This is a genomic window from Delftia sp. DS1230 (genome assembly GCF_040112715.1).
Taxonomy (GTDB): domain Bacteria; phylum Pseudomonadota; class Gammaproteobacteria; order Burkholderiales; family Burkholderiaceae_C; genus Comamonas; species Comamonas tsuruhatensis.
Map to the genome: position 1 here is coordinate 4,273,724 of NZ_CP157763.1, position 17,643 is coordinate 4,291,366.

A 17,643-nucleotide genomic window follows, 5' to 3' on the forward strand; every position below is an offset into this window, starting at 1 on the left:
CTGATGCACGAATGCGCCAGGGGCCCTGGTCAGGCTCCGGCGCGGGAAGAACGCAGACGCCCCACGACGCCCGTGGGGAAATAGTAGACCGACAACACGAACAGCACGCCCAGCCACAGCAGCCAGCGGTCGGGGGACAGCAGCGCGGCCAGCCAGGGCAGGCTGTGCGCGGCCTCGCTGGCCACGCGCAGCAGGTCCTGCAGATAGCTCTGGGCGATGAGGAACAGCACCGAGCCGATCGCCGCGCCATAGATGGTGCCCATGCCGCCGATCACCACGATCAGCAGGCAGTCCATCATGATCTCGAACGACAGCGAGGTATCGGGCCCGTTATAGCGCAGCCACAGCGCCAGCATGGCCCCGGCCACACAGGCGAACAGGGCCGACAGCACGCTGGACAGGGTGCGGTACACCACCACCCGGTAGCCGATGGCCTCGGCGCGGAACTCGTTCTCGCGGATGGCCTGCAGCACGCGGCCGAACGGGGAATTGACGATGCGCAGCAGCGCCAGCACCAGCACCACAGCCAGCACGAACAGCAGGTAGTAGGTGATGATGCGCCCGTCGATCAGCACGCCCAGCACCTCATTCTCGAAGGGCTCGAAGCTGGGCGACAGCCACTCGGGCAGCTTGAAGCTCAAGCCGTCCTCCCCACCCGTCCATTCCGACAGTTGGGAGGCCAGCGTCTGGAATGCCGCCGCCACGGCCAGCGTGATCATGGCAAAGAAGATGGCCCGCACGCGCAGCGAGAACAGGCCGATGGCCAGCGACAGCAGCAGCGACACCAGCAGCGCCGCGCCCAGGCCCAGCGCCAGAGCGCCCCAGCCCGCGCCCAGGCGCGACGATGCAATCGCCACGCCATAGGCGCCAATGCCGAAGAACATGGTGTGCGCAAAGCTCACGATGCCGGTATAGCCCAGCAGCAGATCGAAGCTGGCCACCAGCACCACGAAGATCAGCACCTTGGCCGCCACGTTCAGCGCCTTCACGCCAGGGAACACGAACGGCGCCGCCGCCAGCCCCAGGAAGATCAACAGCAGCAGCACCGCCAGCACGCGGCTGCGCGGCATGTCGCCGGAAAGCAATCGGTTGAGCATGTCGATCACTCCTTCAGCGGTTGGCCACGGGATAGACGCCCTGCGGGCGCCACAGCAGGATGGCCACCATCAGCGCGATGTTGGAGAACAGCGCCACCTTGGGCACCAGGAACCCCGTGTAATTGGCCATCAGCCCCACCAGCAGCGCGCCGATCAGCGCCCCGCCCGTGCTGCCCAGCCCGCCGATGATGATCACGATGAAGATCAGCACATTGACCTGCGCGCCCATCTGCGGCACCACGCTCTGCTGGTACATGCCCCACATCACCCCGCCCAGCCCGGCCAGGGCCGAGCCCGCCACGAACACGCCCACGAACAGGCGGCGCACGCGGTAGCCCAGGGCCTCCACCATCTCGCGGTCCTGCACGCCCGCGCGGATCAGCAGGCCGATCTTGGTGCGCGACAGCGTCCAGGCCAGCAGGGCAAACACCGCCAGCCCCACCAGCACGGCCACCACGCGGTACTTCTCCACGGCGGCATCGCCCAGCAGCCAGGCGCCCTTCATGCCCTGGGGCAGCGGCAGCGGAATCTGCTGCGGGCCCCAGATGAGCTTGATCAGCTCCTCCCCGATGATCATGCCGCCCATGGTGATCAGGATCTGCTTGAGATGCTGGCCGTACACGGGCCGCACGATGAAGCGCTCGAACGCCAGCCCGATGGCACCCGCCACCAGCATGGCCACCACCATGGCCGGCAGCACGGCCAGCAGGTTGCGCCACAGCTGGTCCGACCCCGTCCAGTCGCCCATGGCGCCCAGCACGCTGGTGGCCACGAAGGCACCCAGCGCGATGAACACGCCGTGGCCGAAGTTCAGCACATCCATCAGCCCGAACACCAGCGTCAGCCCCGAGGCGATGATGAACACGATCATCCCCATGGCCAGCCCCGCCACCGTCAGCGTCAGCCAGGTCGAGCCCGAGCCCACCAGCGGCAGCGCCGCCAGGGCCAGCACGGGCACCAGCAGCAGCGGCTTGAAATCCACATCCAGCCTGTTCAGCTTGTTCATAGCGAAAGCCCCAGCAGCGACTGCTGCAACGCCGCGTCTGCCGAGAACTCGGCCATGCCGCCCGCGTGCACCACGCGGCCGTTGTCCATCACCGCCACGCGGTCGCCCAGGCGGCGCGCAAAGCCCAGGTTCTGCTCCACCAGCACAATCGTCGTGCCGCCCGCCTTGAGCTGGGCGAAGGCCGCGATCATGTTCTCGATGATGGCCGGTGCCAGGCCCTTGCTGGGCTCGTCCACGATCAGCAGGTCGCGCGGCTCCACGATGGCGCGCGCCACCGCCACCATCTGCTTTTGCCCGCCCGACAGCTTGCCGGCCGGGTGGTTCCAGAACTTCTCCACGGCCGGGAACATGCCGAAGATCCACTGCAGCCGCTGCGCGTCCATGCGGTCGGCGCGCGAGGCGCCGCGCGCGGCCAGCAGCAGGTTTTCCTGCACCGTCAGGTCCGCGAAGATGCCCATGTTCTCGGGCACATAGGCAATGTTCAGCCGCGCAATCGCCGGCGTGGGCAGGGCCGTGATGTCGGCCCCGCCAAAGGCGATGCGCCCCTGGCTGGCCCGCCACAGGCCCATGATGGTGCGCAGCGTGGTCGTCTTGCCCGCGCCGTTGCGCCCCAGCAGCATGGTCAGCTGCCCGCGCGGCACGGCCAGGTCCACGCCATGCAGGATGTGATAGGCCCCGATATGCGTGTGCACGCCCGACAGTTCGAGCAGGTTGGGGTTTGGGTTGAGGTTGGCGGCAGCGCTCATGCGGCCTCCTTCACGGTGCCCTGCTCCGGCACCACACCCAGGTAGGCCTGCTGCACCACAGGCGAGGCAATGACCTCGGCCGGCGGCCCATCGGCCACCAGCGTGCCATTGGTCAGCACGATGATGCGGTCGGCCAGCTCGCGCACCACATCCATCTTGTGCTCCACCAGCAGGATGATCTTGCTGCGGTCCTGCTTGAGCTTGCGTATCAGGTCCAGGATCACCGGCGCCTCGTCATGGCTCATGCCCGCCGTGGGCTCGTCGAACATATAGACCTGGGGTTCCAGCGCCATCAGCAAGGCCACCTCCAGCTTGCGCTGGTCGCCATGCGGCAGCGCGGCCACGGCCTCGTCGCGCCGGGCGGACAGGGCCACCTGGTCGAGGATGTGCAGCGCCCGCTGCGTCAATGCCCGGTGGTCGCTCCAGATGCTCCATAGGTTCAGGCCGCGCCGGTGCGGCCCCTCGTCGCGCGCCTGCACGGCCAGGCGCACGTTCTCCAGCACGCTCAGGTGCGGGAACAGATTGGTGAGCTGGAACGCCCGCCCCAGCCCGGCCCGCGTGCGCGCCGAAGGGGCCAGCCCCGTCAGCTCGCGCCCGCCCAGCAGCACGCGCCCGGCCGTGGCCTTGAGCTGCCCCGAGATCAGGTTGAAATACGTGGTCTTGCCCGCCCCGTTGGGCCCCACGATGGCCGTCAGCGTGCCCGGCTCGAAAGCGCAGCTCACGCCGTTGACGGCCACATGGCCCCCGAAGCGGATGGTCAGATCCTCTGTGCGCAACATTGCTCAGCGGCCGTTGCGGATGGGGACCTGCATCTCCTCGGGCTTGATCTCGCGCACCAGCTCGGGCACGCCCCAGGCCAGCGCCGGGTCCACGCGGATCTTGAAGTGGTACATGCTCTGCAGGGCCTGGTGGTCTTCCTTGCGGAAGGTCATCTGGCCCTTGGGCGTGTCGAAGCTCATGCCCTCCATGGCCTTGATCAGCGTGTTGGTCTTGGTGTCTCCACCTGTCTTCTTGAGCGCCGTCACGATGGCCATGGCCGCAGAGAAACCGCCCGCCGTGAAGAAATCCGGCGGCGTCTTGTACTGCTTGTAGTGCATGGACACCAGCGCCTCGTTCACCGGGTTCTTGGGAATGCCGTAGTAGTAGTACGTGGCGCCCTCCATGCCCGGCAGATTCTTGTAGGCCGCCATGGCGGGCAGGATGTTGCCGCCCGTGGCGATCTCGATCCCGTAGCGCTTGAGATCCATGTCCGCGATCTTGAACGGATTGCCCGCCCCGGCCCACACGATCCAGATGATCTTCCTGCCCGGCTGGTCCTTGAGCTTGTCGATCAGCCGCTGCGCCCCTGCCGTGAAATCCGTGGTGGCGGCAGGCAGGTACTCCTCATGCGCCAGCTTGCCCTTCTTGATGGCGTCCTTGAAGGCCTTCACCCCGTCGCGGCCGAAGGCGTTGTCCTGGGCCAGCGTGGCAATCGTCACGCCCGCCCTGTCGATGGCCACCGCATTGCTGATGGCGTCCTGGCTGGAGTTGCGGCCCGTGCGGAAGATGTACTTGTTCCACTTGTCGCCCGTGATCGAATCGGCCACGGCCGGCTCCACCAGCAAAATCTTCTTGTACTCCTCGGCCACCGGCAGCATGGCCAGCGCCACGCCGGACGACGTGGGCCCCACGGCCAGATCGGCCTTGTCATCGGAATACGCCGTGGCCAGCAGGCTCTTGCCCAGGTCGGGCTTGCCCTGGTCGTCCTTCTCGATCACCACCAGCTTTTTGCCATTCACCGCCATGCTGCCGCCCGTGGCGTACTCCAGCCCCATCAGCAGCCCGGCCTGGGTCTGCTTGCCATAAGCCTCCAGCGCGCCGGTCTTGCTGTAGACGTGGGCAATGCGGATCTCGCCCTGCTGGGCCAGTGCAGCAGGAGCTGCAGCGGCCATGGCGGCGAGTGCGATGGCGCAATGGAGGAAGGGGCGGCGGTGCATGGTTTGTCTCCTTTGGGGTTTGCGGCTTGATGGCCTGGCTGGGCCTGCCGTTTTGCAAGGGGACCATGCATGCTTTGTGCCAGGCACGCCCAGGCGGCACCAAGACAGGGACGGCCTTGTGCCCCCGGGGCCAGGCAGCCCGTGCCAGGGCCGAAAGTGTCTGGCCATTGAACAGATTCAGTGTCTTTTTCCAAGACAGCTGCCTGAATCCGATACAGGGCAAACCATGAATTCCTGGGATGTTCCCCTGCGCCTGGCCCACCATCACGTCCTGGCCGGCCAGCAGCTTCATGAGTTCAGGAGGCCCATGGGCGTGGAGAGAAAACCGTTGTTTTCTTCAGGCAACAGCCGCTGATTCGGCCAGATGGGGCATGGTGCGCTGCCTCAGCTCGACCAGCGGCAATGCCCGCTGAACCGCCAGCGCGGCCCGCTGTAGCAGGGCCTCGTCGTGCAGGCGGTAGTCCACGAAATCCTTGTCGGTCGCGTAGACGCCCAGGGGCAGCGTGCGCGCCTGGAAGAAGCTGAACAGCGGCCGCAACTGGTGGTCGATCACCAGGGCATGGCGCTCGCTGCCACCGGTGGCCGCCAGCAGCACGGGCTTGTCGATCAAGGCGTCCTGGTGGACGAAGTCGAAGAAGTGCTTGAACAGTCCGGTGTAGGCGCCACGAAAGACCGGTGTGGCCACCACCAGCACATCCGCCTGCTCCACCGCCGCAAGCTCACGCTCCACCCTCTCGGGCAACTGCGAGCGCCACACCGCGCCGGCAAGCTGCGGCGCGAGCTGGCCCAGTTCCACCAGGCGTTGTTCGCACGGAACTTCGTCGGCGATCAGATCAGACAGATGCTCTGCCAGGGCGGCAGACTTGGAGGGGCGCTGCAGTCCGCCGGATACGGCGACCAGACGAAGTGGACGTGTCATTGCTGCTCTCACGCAAGATGGCCGGGGTTCAACGCGGGAGCCGGTTGTGGCGACCATGCGGTCCGAGGTGAAGTGATGACCATGACTGCTTCCCAAAATGCAAACGAACAATGGGAGCGGATGATATGGAGCCAAATCAATGAAGTAAAATGGTTTTATCTCACAATTACATGATCAAAACTCATATAAAGCCTTAAACCTGCCCCGTCGGTGCTGTTCGGGGGAGCATCCGGGTCACAAGCGAGGCGGGCATCTGCATCGCGCACAAGCGAACCGTTGCCGAACCGGCATTCACGCTCAGCGGCCCGCTTCGTGAGCCTGCACCAGGCACTCCCGCAACGCCTGCGCCACAGGCCCCAGCACGCGGTCACGCCTTTGCAGCAGGCCCAGCGTGCGCCACACATCGGGCGCGGTCAGCGGCACGCCGCAGACCTGGGCATGGTCCTGGCGCAGGGCCAGCTGGGGCACGGCGGCCAGGCCCAGGCCCGCTTCCACCAGGGCCAGGGCGCCCGTGACGTGGTTGCATTCGTGCCAGGCCACGGGCTGCTCTGGCAGGCCGGCCATGACCTGGTCCAGCAGCAGCCGGTTGCCGCTTTGGTGGGAGACGGAGACCAGGCGCTTGCCCGCCAGCTCGGCCCATTCCACCTGGCTGCGCCCGGCCCAGGCATGGCTGCGCGGCATGGCCAGCACATAGCGCTCGCGCGTGAGCGCCTCAAAGCGTAGCGACGGCTCCTGGCTGCCCGTGAAGCTCAGGCCGAAATCCGCCTCCCCGCGCAGCACGGCCTCCACCACCTGGTGCGCGCTCTCGTCGATGACGTGCACCTGCACATCGGGCTGCTCCACGGCAAAGGATTTCAGTACCGGGGGCAGCAGATTGGTGGCCACCGAAGGCACGCAGGCAACCGTCACCCGGCCACGGCGCAGCTTGACCTGGTCATCCACGCGCTGCACGGCCTCGTCCAGGCCGGCCAGGGCCCGGCGCGCCTCCTGCAGGAATTCATGGCCTACCTCGGTCAGCTTCACTTGCCGCGTGGTGCGCTCCAGCAGCCGCACGCCCAGCACCGACTCCAGGCGCTCCACGCGCCGGCTCAAGGCAGGCGGCGACAGGAAAAGCGCTTCTGCGGCCAGGCGAAAACTGGCCTTCTCGGCCGTGGTCACGAAGGCGATCAGCTCCCCCATGTCGAATTTGATGCGCTGCATGCAACAGTCCCTCCAAAAGTTGCAATTCACAGAATAGCAGCCCCTGCATAGGATGGCGCCCTTGATAACGCTGCCCCCTGCGGGCAGGCAAGACCAACAAACGGAGACGACATGCACCAACGCAGACTGATCGCGGGCGGCGCCCTGGCAGCCCTTCTTTCCCTGGCCGTGGGCACCGCCCAGGCCCAGGACTTCCCCCCCAAGAAACCCGTGGTCATGGTGGTCGGCTTTGCTGCAGGCGGCTCGGCCGACATTGCCGCGCGCATCATCGCCAAGAAGCTGGGCGAGAACATCGGCCAGAGCGTGGTCGTGGAAAACAAGCCCGGCGCAGGCGGCAACCTGGCCCACACGCAGGTGGCCAATGGCCCGTCCGACGGCTCGGTACTGCTCTTCGGCTCCATCGGCCCGCTGGCCATTGCGCCGCACTTCATGAAGATCGGCTATGACCCGCTCAAGGACCTGGCCCCCATCACCATGGGCGTGAACTTTCCCAACGTGCTCGTCGTGCCGGCCGCCACCGGCATCAAGACCCTGGGCGAATACGTGGCCAAGGCCAGGCGCGAACCCGGCAAGCTGGACTTCGCCTCCACCGGCCCCGGCTCCGCATCGCACCTGGCCGGTGAACTGCTCAACGATGTCGCCAAGATCGACACCCTGCACGTGCCCTACAAGGGCGGCGCGCCCGCCCTGCAGGACGTGCTGGGCAACCGCGTGACCTCCTTCTACGCAGCCCCGCCCACGGCCCTGCCCCACATCGAATCGGGCAAGCTCATCCCGCTGGCCACCACGGGCCTCACGCGCCCGGCCTACCTGCCCAACGTACCCACCGTGGCCGAAAGCTTCCCCGGCTTCAACGCCACCAACTGGTACGCCTTCGTGGCATCCGCCAAGACGCCCAAGCCCTTGCTGGACCGCTGGAACACCGAGCTGGTCAAGGTGCTGAACACCCCCGAAGTGCGCGACAACCTGCTCAAGCACGGCCAGACCGCCGCCCCGGGCACTCGCGAAGAACTGGGCCAGTTCATTGCCGCCGAGCACGCCAAGTGGGGCCGCATCATCCGCGAGCGAAAAATCACCGCCGATTGATTCCCTCGCCAGCCGTTAGCCGTTCCCCAACCATAAAAAACCAGGAGACAAACCATGACCGCCATCCGTTCCACCCCCCTGCAGTCCCCCGTGCCATCCACCCTGCGCCGCCGCACCCTGGGCGCGCTGCTGGGCGGGGCCCTCAGCCTGGGCCTGGCCCTGGGCGCTGCCGCGCCCTCCACCGCCGCCGCAGATGAAATCCGCGTGGTCACCTCGGGCGGCTTCTCTGCCGCCTATGACCAGCTGATACCCCTGTACGAGCAGGCCACGGGCCACAAGGTCGTCACCTCGCGTGGCGCCTCCATGGGCAATGCGCAGGACTCCATTCCCAGCCGGCTGGCGCGGGGCGAGCAGTTCGACGTGGTCATCCTCGCCGACTCGGCCCTGGACAACCTGGCAGCGCAAGGCAAGGTGGAAGCGGGCAGCCGCGTGGACCTGGCGCGCTCCATGATCGGAATGAGCGTGCGCAAGGGCACGCCCAAGCCCGACATCAGAACCGTGGACGCGCTCAGGCAGACCCTGCTGGACGCCAAATCCGTTGCCTACTCGGCCAGCGCCAGCGGCACCTACCTGGCCAACGAACTGTTCCCGCGCCTGGGCGTGGCCGAGCAGATGAAGGGCAAGGCCACCCGCATCCTCAGCGAGCGAGTGGGCGCCGTGGTGCTGCGTGGCGATGCGGACATCGGCTTCCAGCAGGTCAGCGAACTGCTGCCGTTCAAGGAGCTGGAATTCGTCGGCCCCCTGCCCGATGAAGTGCAGCAGCGCGTCTTCTTCTCCGCAGGCGTGGCCACCGGCGCCAAGAGCCCTGACACGGCGCGCCACCTGATCCGCTTCCTGGCAGCCCCCGCCGCCGCACCCATCGTGCGCAGCACCGGCATGGAGCCGGCGGCCAAGCCCTGACGGCAGGCCCACGAGCCCTCAAGGCTCTCTAGGCACTCAAGGCCCTCAGGGCCCTCAGGGCCCTCGACACACAGGGGGCCTTCACCCCTCCCCGGTTCGACCTCCATTCAGCGGCGCTGCAACGGCACTGCTGCGGCATGCCGCTGCCCAGCCCTATCACCCTCGCCACACCCATGAACACCAAAACCCTGGTGCTGATCACCCTCGCCGCCGCACCGCTGTCCGCCCTTGCGCAATCCAGCATCACGCTCTACGGCATTGCCGATACCGGCGTGCGCTACACCAGCGGCCTCACCGCCGCCAACGCGGCCAGCAACACCTCGGGCGCCGCGCTGTCCAGCGGCGTCAACACCACCAGCCGCTTTGGCTTTCGCGGGCGCGAAGACCTGGGCGGCGGCATGTACGCCCTGTTCAACCTGGAAACCGGCCTGAACCTGGACACCGGCACCACCGCCAACTCCAGCAAATTCTTCGACCGCGCGGCCATCGTGGGCCTGGGCGGCAACTGGGGCCAGGTCACGGCCGGCCGCCAGACCAACCTGCTGGCAGATGCCATCAGCCCCGTGGACCCCGTGGGCATGCGCTTCGCCGCCTTCAACCCCAACATCGCCACAGCGGCCCTGAGCAGCCACGGCCTGGGCGTGGAATACGGCAGCGCGGGCGCCACCACGGGCTCGTACCGGCTGGACAACTCGGTCAAGTACACCGGCCGCTTCGGCGGCCTCACCGCCCGCGCCATGTACAGCTTTGGCGAGACGGCGCAAGGCGGCTCCGCCCGCTCATCGGCCGGCGCGGGCCTGGCCTATGGCACGCAGACATGGACCGTCTCCGGCGCCTACCAGCGCTTCAAGACCGCAGACCAGTGGGAGCTGAAAGCCGCCACCTTGGGCGCCAGCTACAAATGGGACAACCTGCGCCTTGCGCTGAGCACCGCGCGCAGCGACGGCCAGACCAACGCCACCACCAGCCGCACCGTGCAGCGCGTGCACTCGCTGGGCGCCACCTGGTCGGCCCGCAGCACGCTGGACCTGACTGCCGCCCTGTACCGCGTGGAACGCGAACGCAGCGGCCGCGCCGCAGACGGCTACACCCGCGCCCTGCTGTTTGCGGAATACAAGCTGTCACGCCGCAGCAAGCTGTATGCGGAGCTGGACCGCACGCATTGGAGCGGAGGGTTTCAGGGCGGGCAGAACAAAGATGTGGCTACGGGGGTGACTGCGGGGTTGATGCATAGTTTCTGAGGGGCGCTGCGAGCCTCTATTGCCAACTCAGCCGCTCAGTTTTTTGAACGGCGTGTCGGAAGTGATCCAGCCCTTGCCTTGGGGGCAGATCACTTCCTTGTAACGCAGCTCCTTTTCAAAGCTCCACTGCTGGCCGAGTGCGCAAACGTCCCCTGCGTTGAGGACAAATGCCACCGTCTGTGGATCGCCTTTTTTCAGCAGAACATCGACGCTTTGCGTCGCTTCCCATTGCCCACTCGGCGACTGGCTGCATCCCAGAGTTGCCAGCAACGCCATGATCGCGCCCCTTCGCAATACGGTTTTCATCAACTGCCTTTCTTGTAGTTGTCGCGCTTCAGAACTCTGTCGGATCGAGAGAGCGAGATCAGAAGCTCTTTATATGTTCAGTGCGCAGTGAGATAGTGTGGATGAAGTCGAAGGCGACTCGGATCTTTTTCCCCCTGCCTCGTACATCGCCCGAAATGGTGTCTTCGCCTGAGCGCCTTCAAGTGCTTGACAAAGTTGTAGCTTTGAACGGATGCCGGGACATGCCCCGTCGCTGCTCCAGACCCTCGTACCCGTACGCCGTGATCGTGGTTTTCTTGATGGTCCGGTTCATGCGCTCGGCCATGCTGTTCGTTCATAGGTGGTAAGGCTTGGTATGCCTTTTCTCGATGCCATTGAACTTGCAAAAGCGCTCTAAAACATGATCGATGCCTGTGTCAGGGACACCGCCTATAAAGCGTTCTTGCCCTGTAAAGGCCATGCCGTTGTCTGATGTTGTCCCCGTATACACGCTGCAGCTTGGCGATTTCCTCGCAGGCAGCCGCCAGCTCGGATGCCGGCTGCCTCGCCAGCGCGACGGCGGTCAAAGCACATTGACATTCGAGCTTGCGCCACTGAAACAGCAGTCCAGCCAAGACGCCTTCATGCCGAGCGACCAATGACACGCTCATGCCCTGTTCGTAGGTTCGGCGAACGAGCGCCGCCTTCTCTAATCGTACATTTTATATCTATGATAATAGAGGATGATGGAAACGATATACTCTCCCACGCTCATTCAATGAACCAAGACGATCAAGGGCTTCTGAATCGCTGAGGCCAATTTTTCTTAGAGATGCGTAAACCAAATGAAACTCAGTCTCGATGTCCGCCGCAAAAATACCTGGGTCATCAGATCCAAGGCAAACCATTATCTCTGGATCGCCTTCCTCTAGATAACCAGGAATACGCATCCAACGGAAAGAATGATGCTCATCAATGTGATGATATTGACTAATTCGAACATTACTAGACGGAAGGGTCTCTATAATTACACCACGTTTCGCCACATGCCGCATCAGTGCCTGTTGCAAGCAGATATATTCATCAGCATCAATGAAATCCGCCTCCTTTGAGATTAACTCATCTGTTCGTCTCTGAACCTCCGCGTCACTTAGCCATCTCCAAATAAGTTGGAACGCTTCCGGTTGCTCAATGCTTGCGCGATGGACGAGAAAAATCTCATCCTTCCAATATTCACTTGTAGCCTCTTGTAGATCACCATTAAAACGAAAATAATTCATCAATTCAATACGACTAAGATCTCGAAGAGCCATGGCACGCTCCAAGTCAAAAACAGTTAGTGAACATTTAAATATTTCGTTCGCAATATTTTCCAGCTCCCGCTTAAGACGATGTACACAAGACTGCATCTCAGGGACATCTCGGAGTAGTTGCCAAGCGGCTAATATACCAAGCATCCATTCTCCGCGAGGCAATATCAGGGATGCGGGCATACGACCAAGCCATAATCTTGGATTTATTCCCATTGCCGTACCATGACCAATACGATCGCCATCCCGTAGATCTAGCATTTCCAGCGCCTCCCACATCGTCGCAATCCCTGAGAGCAAATGACGAAAATCTTCACCAGCATGATAAGTTCTACGAGTGAGACCTGCCCTATTGCAGACCCGAAAAACAGGGGCAAAAACGTCCGGAGGAGCATGCAATTCGTTAGCGGCGGCATCTACACCTCGAACCCAGGTCTTAAGACTGGGCCAACAACCAAGTACAGATAACAGTACCACCATAGATTGACGCAATTGAACTACAAGAGGATAGTGTCTAAATGGTCCGGCTTTCCCCTTTTCTTTAGGCGGCCAATCTTGCTTAATAAAATGTGCGACTAAAGCCAGCCGGTGGAATCCCCGCGGCGAGTCAGACCTCATTTCAAGGAAATTATCAAGATCGGTCAATAAGACGGAAAGTGACTTGTGTTTTTTTACAGATGCCCCTTTGATCGCACCGACATCGCACAAATAGTTATAATATCCGCCCAATATAGATCGAAATAGCCTACAGGTTTTTAAGTAAGTGAATTTTGGGGCAAACCGCCCTTCCAAGAATCCGATCTTACTCATTTTTAAATTAGATCCATGCATCGCCTGAAATCTTGCGCGGTACTCTTTTTCTTCAGGCTCTCGAAGCCCAGTCAAAGTAAATTTCTGGAACTGATCGAAGCCGTATTGCATTTCACCTTGCACCAGCAACCGATAATACTCGTTTGCCAAAAGTAAATAAGCGTGCAGCATTCGAGATATTTGGACATTAGGACGGTATTGCAACCTTTTAAAGAGGTTAGCCATCCACGTAAGTTCGTCCGTAATGTCTGAGACGTCATTCCACGATGGCGAATGCCGTAGTAGACCGATAGACCACTCATCTTCTGTCGCCTCATTCAAATTTCGACAGCATGAAGGCAACAAGGCTTGATTTGCAATCCTATCTTCAGTAATGGCCAGCAGCCAAGAACGTAATCGACCAGCCACACGCAGATGCTCATGAAACACCTTAGGCGTCAACTCTGGATTTGCTTGTGCCACCAAATCACGAACCAGATTAAAGTTCTTCTGATTGCTCCAAGCGGTAACGAATTCATGGGTTTCTGCCATTGTATTACGCAGAGCACGTAACCAGCAAATCTCAGCATGCGTGCTCCCATTCAAATGGAGGTGAGTTTCATGCAAACCCTCTCGCCCAATATAGTCATTCAGCACAGCATTGTCTGGACGTAATAACGGCATGATTTGACGAGCCCACGGCGTGCTGATTTTTTCATGAGATTTTCTCCATCGTGCAGATGATTCGATTTTTCCATACACCCCGGCATCAAACGTAATATCAGCAATAGCCTGCATCGGAACAGAGGATATTCTACTAACCACTCCTTGCTGCCAAGCTCCTATATTTTTACTTTTTATCCGCACCTCCCCATGTCTCAGCTCCAAATATTCGTCAATCAGCGCATTGAGTGTCGCCAAGAGAATACAGCTCCCAGATTTCTGCTGCATTTCTAGAAATCGCCATGCGGAGTCAAACACGTGATCTGGAAAACGTGCAGCCCACGGCTGATACGCAGAATATACTGGCGCCCGTAATTCATCCCATGCCAAATTTTTAACAAATGGTGTTTTCCATGAGAGATGCAAAACACGAAAATCTGAAAGCAAAATTGTAGAGAGTAGCGAACTAATTGAAGCAGCTTGAGCACTCATAAATTACCACTCCGAACCTTTAAGCTCTACTCCCGTTGCAGTTTTCTCAACTGTTTTTTTCTTTTTTAAATTTTCTGCCATCTCTGCATCGTCATCTCCTTTCCCCCCAGCAATTGAGACTGTTTCCAAAATATCAAAGTTCTCACCTGGACACAAAAGCTCATTAATCTTATCTTCCGTATAACCTTTTTTAAATAAATTTAATAAAACTGCAGCATAACCTTTTCGCCTATCCAGCAGCCCCAAAAGTAACGGGCATGTAGCCATTACGGCGGTAAGTGGAAAATCACTTCTGGATAGCCACGAGCTTTCACCAACCTTTAATTTTTGGACAAACCGCTCTGCAGACGTTCGAGGATTGCTTCGATCAACCCTAATCGAACCCGATTGCCCTTTGGATGTGCTGTGCATGTGATGCTCCGCCTCCTCAACCAGAAAGGCGTTTATGACACAAAGAGCAAATACCTCCATTAAAGAAGCGAAACCAAATCTAGGAACCTTCATATCGCCCGCAACATTTTGCAAGCTAAAATAAATTCTTGTCCAAATTTTCCCCAAAAGAATCGCAGAGGGCAATGTATTTTTTGATACATCCTCCATATTTTTCAACCAATTATCAATTTTTAACCAAAGAGCATCGCGGTCCGCTTGGAGTGCCCCTATTTCATTGTCACCATCCGAATCTTCAACCTCGAGCGTTGAACCTCCTTTAAGGGACCAGCTTGGCGCTGACACCGATACTGCAGGGTATACGCGCTCAAATACCGTGCGTACTTCACCCCCTCCCCTATACTGATGCGAAAGTAGCTTTTCAATCAATCCAATGATTGTGTAGATAGAAGCATAAGTTCTTGAATTTGTTTCACTGACAACATGTATCATGCCGAGAGCAAATACAGGCAACATCCCATTATCTTTTTTAGAAGCAATTTGTTTTATAGCAGCACCAGCAGTCACCTCACCGACCCGACTCCTTCGACGCAAACCAACGACACCTGGTGCAACAACCCTCCCCTTGTAGTTTCCGCTATAGGGCTGCGCTACGACTGCAGTAGCATGCCGAGCCCAATCAAGTCCATCTTCTTTACGCCCGACACCCATATAAGACGTAAATGTATGAACAGGATCTATTGACCTAAAAGATCCACCTGATTTAAGGTTCTCCTGCGCAAAAGAGTAAAGCGAAACGCTACCCGGCCCGCGCAAAAGATACTTAATAGCCATTCCTGGGTTCTGGGCACAAAAATTAGGAACTTCTGACGCAAGCGCTGCAAAACAAGCCTTAATATTAAGGTCAGCGGACATAGGACGCAAATATGGCGCCGTATCTATATCCCCATCTTGAAGCGAGAGATCAAAAACGGCTTGTATTAAGGCTGGCAACTCCCTCTCTGCAATAGCATCTGTATCAATAGACAGCTTATACAAACTGGTCAACGCAAGTGCATGCAATGAACGACTCAATGCTTGTGTTAACTCAGGAGACCAACTCAGCGAGTCCAGTCTCTTTGATTTTTCACCGACAAGATAAGGAGCACATCGTTCAATTAGCTGCAATATAGTTCGCAAAGGTTGTTTAAGCAAAAATTCGGTATACTGATCAACATCTGATTGGGTTTTAACACGCAAGCCGTGCTTAATCAGTGCATCAACCACATCTTTGACTAAAAATGAAGCCTCTCCCCAATCTTTGTGAGTCACTCGACATTCTTCACGTGTTCCCACATTCCAAAGAGACTGTAATTGCAGTCTTCGACGAATAGGAAATATCTTAAGCAGGTATTGCTCTTCCAAATGGTCGATCATTCTTAGATACTGAGCCGACCGATCTCCTTGTTTTGAACTACGTTGAAGATCAACAGCAGCATCTGACCTTCCCACAACCGTCTTACCAAAACGTTGCCGCATAAGCAAGGAATAAAGCTCCAAGTCACCTGTCACCAACACCATTACATGCGGCGTGTCTAAGTATTTCCTAATACTTTCCAGAAGCGGTATAGCCAATGTAGAGTCTGTGTCAGCGTCATCAAACCCAAGAATTAGAGCACGCACATTGAGGATGCGACAGGCGATTTCAAACAACTGATGCAATCCATCCCTCAATCTAATACTATCACTTGTACGCTCCAACCCCCAATCAAGGAAAAGCTCAGGATCTAAATCGTCTAGAGGATGAAAATCCTTGGCAAATAAGCTCAATCCGCCAGCCACCCGACTAAATGCTCTACGCCAGTCCTCATAAAATGAATTTTCACCGAGCTTTCGCCTATCGCCAATCACCAAGTCAACCTTCTTCCGAATCGTCTGCAATATAACAAGCAGAGGCATTTGGCTGTGCTCAATACGACTTGGATCTATAATATCAAAGAACATCATTTTATCTTTGATCTCTAAATCCTCAGTCAACGCCTTCCTAACTGAGCTCAAGAAGGTGGACTTACCAGCACCCCTAGAGCCATCAACGAACTGAGTCCATCCACTGCCGAAAGGAAATCTAGAGTGCTTTGATAAATCTGATAACAACACGGTACTTTCGAGATGCACCTTTATTTGCTCTCGAAGTGATTGATAATGCCTTCTATTAATCAACTCCTCAGTAGGAAAAGATTTCGTACTCTCCCCCTGGTCAAGCTTGATAAGAATCGAACCAATTTCACCATTGTTAAACAGATTATTCAACTAAATATCTCCATTTTTGAGGTTAATTTAAATACCAACGAATGCAATTTCAATAAAACTTATGGAAAAATTAGGCCAAAAAAGATTTACACCCGATTAGTGAAATTTGACAAAATCCATGTGCCGCAATATCTCCTTCAAATCTCGGATAAACTACGCTTTGGTGCAGCATTAGCTCTCCTAAGTAAGCCTCGCTCACACCATAGCAGACGACACGTGGCCGATTTCAACGCCAAAGTTGCTGGCAAGCCGGTATGAAGAAGCATCTATTTAGGCAACGAGCTAGAATAATTTCTTTGACCATCGAAACGCCGCCGCAGGACGAGATCGATGTCAACTCTGAAGAAATATAAATATAGCCAGCAATGAGTCCATACGCAAACCAACCTCCTGCAAGGAGGCGTTGAGAAAATTGCCCCTCTGATAGTGAATTTGGTAAGCCTCATGTCGCTGCGCGGGCGCCCTATCTTTCCGTCACGGATTAGTGTTGCATTGCAAGCCAAAGATCTGCTCAATCGCGCGGAAACTTCCGCCGCAACTCCAGCATGGTTCCAATCACGGAAAGCTTGTAGTTGTCACTGCGCATGACGGGATGGTCCTGATTGAGCGGCATCAGCTCAAAAACCTCCTCGCCACTTTCATCGTGGCCGAGCAGCCGGTATTTGCGAAACAGGGTTTCATTCTTTCCGGTCTTGGCGGCTACATAGTCGCCGGGCTGCGGCGTGACGGCAGGGTCGATCAGCACACGGTCACCTTCGCGGAACTCGGGGAACATGGAGTCGCCATCGAGTTGAAGGAAGAAAGCACCCTGTGAAGGGCTGTCGTCTCCGAACTCCACGAGGCGAATCCTCCGGCGGCGAGACGGTCCCGTAAAGCTCAGAGGATAGGCGCGCCCCACGGCCGAGGCCGCCGCATCTGCGGAAACATCAACGTCCAAAAGCAGGTCTACGTTCAGGATTCTTCCGACCACGGAAAGCCACATCTTGTCCATGCGGCCCGTCTTGAACCAGCCATTGACGCCTTGGGGAGTGCACTTGACGCCCAACTCCTTCTCGCACAGCTCGGCAAGGCGCTTCTTGGTTTTCTTGCCATCCACAGGCTGCCACCGGGCGAACGCGGCCTCCAGTCTGACCCGCATCAGCTTCGCTGTTTTCTCAAGCATTGCTGAATTCTGCTTTTAACAATTGATACAAACCAATACTTGATTTAATAAAGCATTGCTGTATTAATTTAAGAAATCTACCAATTCATCAGCCATCGCGATTGGCCGCAACT

Annotated in this window: 14 protein-coding genes and 1 pseudogene; 3 read left to right on the top strand and 12 right to left on the bottom strand. The window is 58.5% G+C overall.

Annotation, left to right across the window (positions count from 1 at the left end; all coding sequences use genetic code 11):
* Window positions 1–29: 29 nt before the first annotated feature.
* The 7 genes from AAN986_RS19325 to AAN986_RS19355 all read right to left on the bottom strand — a co-directional run bounded on the left by AAN986_RS19325 (window position 30) and on the right by AAN986_RS19355 (window position 6,944).
* Window positions 30–1,097, bottom strand: coding sequence for a branched-chain amino acid ABC transporter permease (locus AAN986_RS19325; protein WP_349335438.1), 1,068 nt, complete (start codon window positions 1,095–1,097; stop codon window positions 30–32).
* 13 nt (window positions 1,098–1,110) lie between these two features.
* On the bottom strand, window positions 1,111–2,103 hold the full coding sequence (locus tag AAN986_RS19330; protein WP_016449610.1) for a branched-chain amino acid ABC transporter permease: 993 nt from the start codon (window positions 2,101–2,103) through the stop codon (window positions 1,111–1,113).
* Complete coding sequence (locus AAN986_RS19335; protein WP_016454051.1) at window positions 2,100–2,849, bottom strand: ABC transporter ATP-binding protein; 750 nt, start codon at window positions 2,847–2,849, stop codon at window positions 2,100–2,102. The genes AAN986_RS19330 and AAN986_RS19335 overlap by 4 nt, the downstream gene beginning before the upstream one ends.
* Window positions 2,846–3,628, bottom strand: coding sequence for an ABC transporter ATP-binding protein (locus AAN986_RS19340; protein ID WP_046988338.1), 783 nt, complete (start codon window positions 3,626–3,628; stop codon window positions 2,846–2,848). The genes AAN986_RS19335 and AAN986_RS19340 overlap by 4 nt, the downstream gene beginning before the upstream one ends.
* Window positions 3,629–3,631: 3 nt before the next feature.
* On the bottom strand, window positions 3,632–4,825 hold the full coding sequence (locus tag AAN986_RS19345; protein ID WP_349335439.1) for a substrate-binding domain-containing protein: 1,194 nt from the start codon (window positions 4,823–4,825) through the stop codon (window positions 3,632–3,634).
* A gap of 337 nt (window positions 4,826–5,162) precedes the next feature.
* Window positions 5,163–5,744, bottom strand: coding sequence for an FMN reductase (gene msuE / locus AAN986_RS19350; RefSeq protein ID WP_349335440.1), 582 nt, complete (start codon window positions 5,742–5,744; stop codon window positions 5,163–5,165).
* 297 nt (window positions 5,745–6,041) lie between these two features.
* Window positions 6,042–6,944: a LysR substrate-binding domain-containing protein gene (locus tag AAN986_RS19355; protein WP_349335441.1), complete on the bottom strand. Its 903-nt coding sequence runs from the start codon at window positions 6,942–6,944 to the stop codon at window positions 6,042–6,044.
* A gap of 111 nt (window positions 6,945–7,055) precedes the next feature.
* Here AAN986_RS19355 and AAN986_RS19360 point away from each other — a divergent pair, with 111 nt between their 5' ends.
* The 3 genes from AAN986_RS19360 (at window position 7,056) to AAN986_RS19370 (ending at window position 10,171) form a co-directional block, all read left to right on the top strand.
* Window positions 7,056–8,030 carry a tripartite tricarboxylate transporter substrate binding protein gene (locus AAN986_RS19360; protein WP_013803335.1) on the top strand — a complete coding sequence of 325 codons (975 nt, stop codon included), beginning with the start codon at window positions 7,056–7,058 and terminating at the stop codon, window positions 8,028–8,030.
* 54 nt (window positions 8,031–8,084) lie between these two features.
* Window positions 8,085–8,930 carry a substrate-binding domain-containing protein gene (locus AAN986_RS19365; RefSeq protein ID WP_047218318.1) on the top strand — a complete coding sequence of 282 codons (846 nt, stop codon included), beginning with the start codon at window positions 8,085–8,087 and terminating at the stop codon, window positions 8,928–8,930.
* A gap of 137 nt (window positions 8,931–9,067) precedes the next feature.
* Window positions 9,068–10,171: a porin gene (locus AAN986_RS19370; RefSeq protein ID WP_047218317.1), complete on the top strand. Its 1,104-nt coding sequence runs from the start codon at window positions 9,068–9,070 to the stop codon at window positions 10,169–10,171.
* A gap of 27 nt (window positions 10,172–10,198) precedes the next feature.
* On the opposite strand, the gene AAN986_RS19375 is transcribed toward AAN986_RS19370, so the two are convergent.
* The 5 genes and pseudogenes from AAN986_RS19375 to AAN986_RS19395 form a co-directional block, all read right to left on the bottom strand.
* Window positions 10,199–10,477 carry a hypothetical protein gene (locus tag AAN986_RS19375; RefSeq protein WP_047218316.1) on the bottom strand — a complete coding sequence of 93 codons (279 nt, stop codon included), beginning with the start codon at window positions 10,475–10,477 and terminating at the stop codon, window positions 10,199–10,201.
* A gap of 458 nt (window positions 10,478–10,935) precedes the next feature.
* Window positions 10,936–11,145: pseudogene (locus tag AAN986_RS19380) on the bottom strand (transposase); the annotation flags it as partial.
* Between the two features lie 18 nt (window positions 11,146–11,163).
* Window positions 11,164–13,689: a hypothetical protein gene (locus AAN986_RS19385; protein WP_052862701.1), complete on the bottom strand. Its 2,526-nt coding sequence runs from the start codon at window positions 13,687–13,689 to the stop codon at window positions 11,164–11,166.
* A 3-nt stretch (window positions 13,690–13,692) separates the two neighbouring features.
* A complete protein-coding gene (locus AAN986_RS19390; RefSeq protein WP_156179819.1) occupies window positions 13,693–16,368 on the bottom strand; it encodes a hypothetical protein in 2,676 nt (891 codons plus the stop codon).
* 511 nt (window positions 16,369–16,879) lie between these two features.
* Window positions 16,880–17,530: a S24 family peptidase gene (locus tag AAN986_RS19395; RefSeq protein ID WP_052862696.1), complete on the bottom strand. Its 651-nt coding sequence runs from the start codon at window positions 17,528–17,530 to the stop codon at window positions 16,880–16,882.
* Window positions 17,531–17,643: the final 113 nt, after the last annotated feature.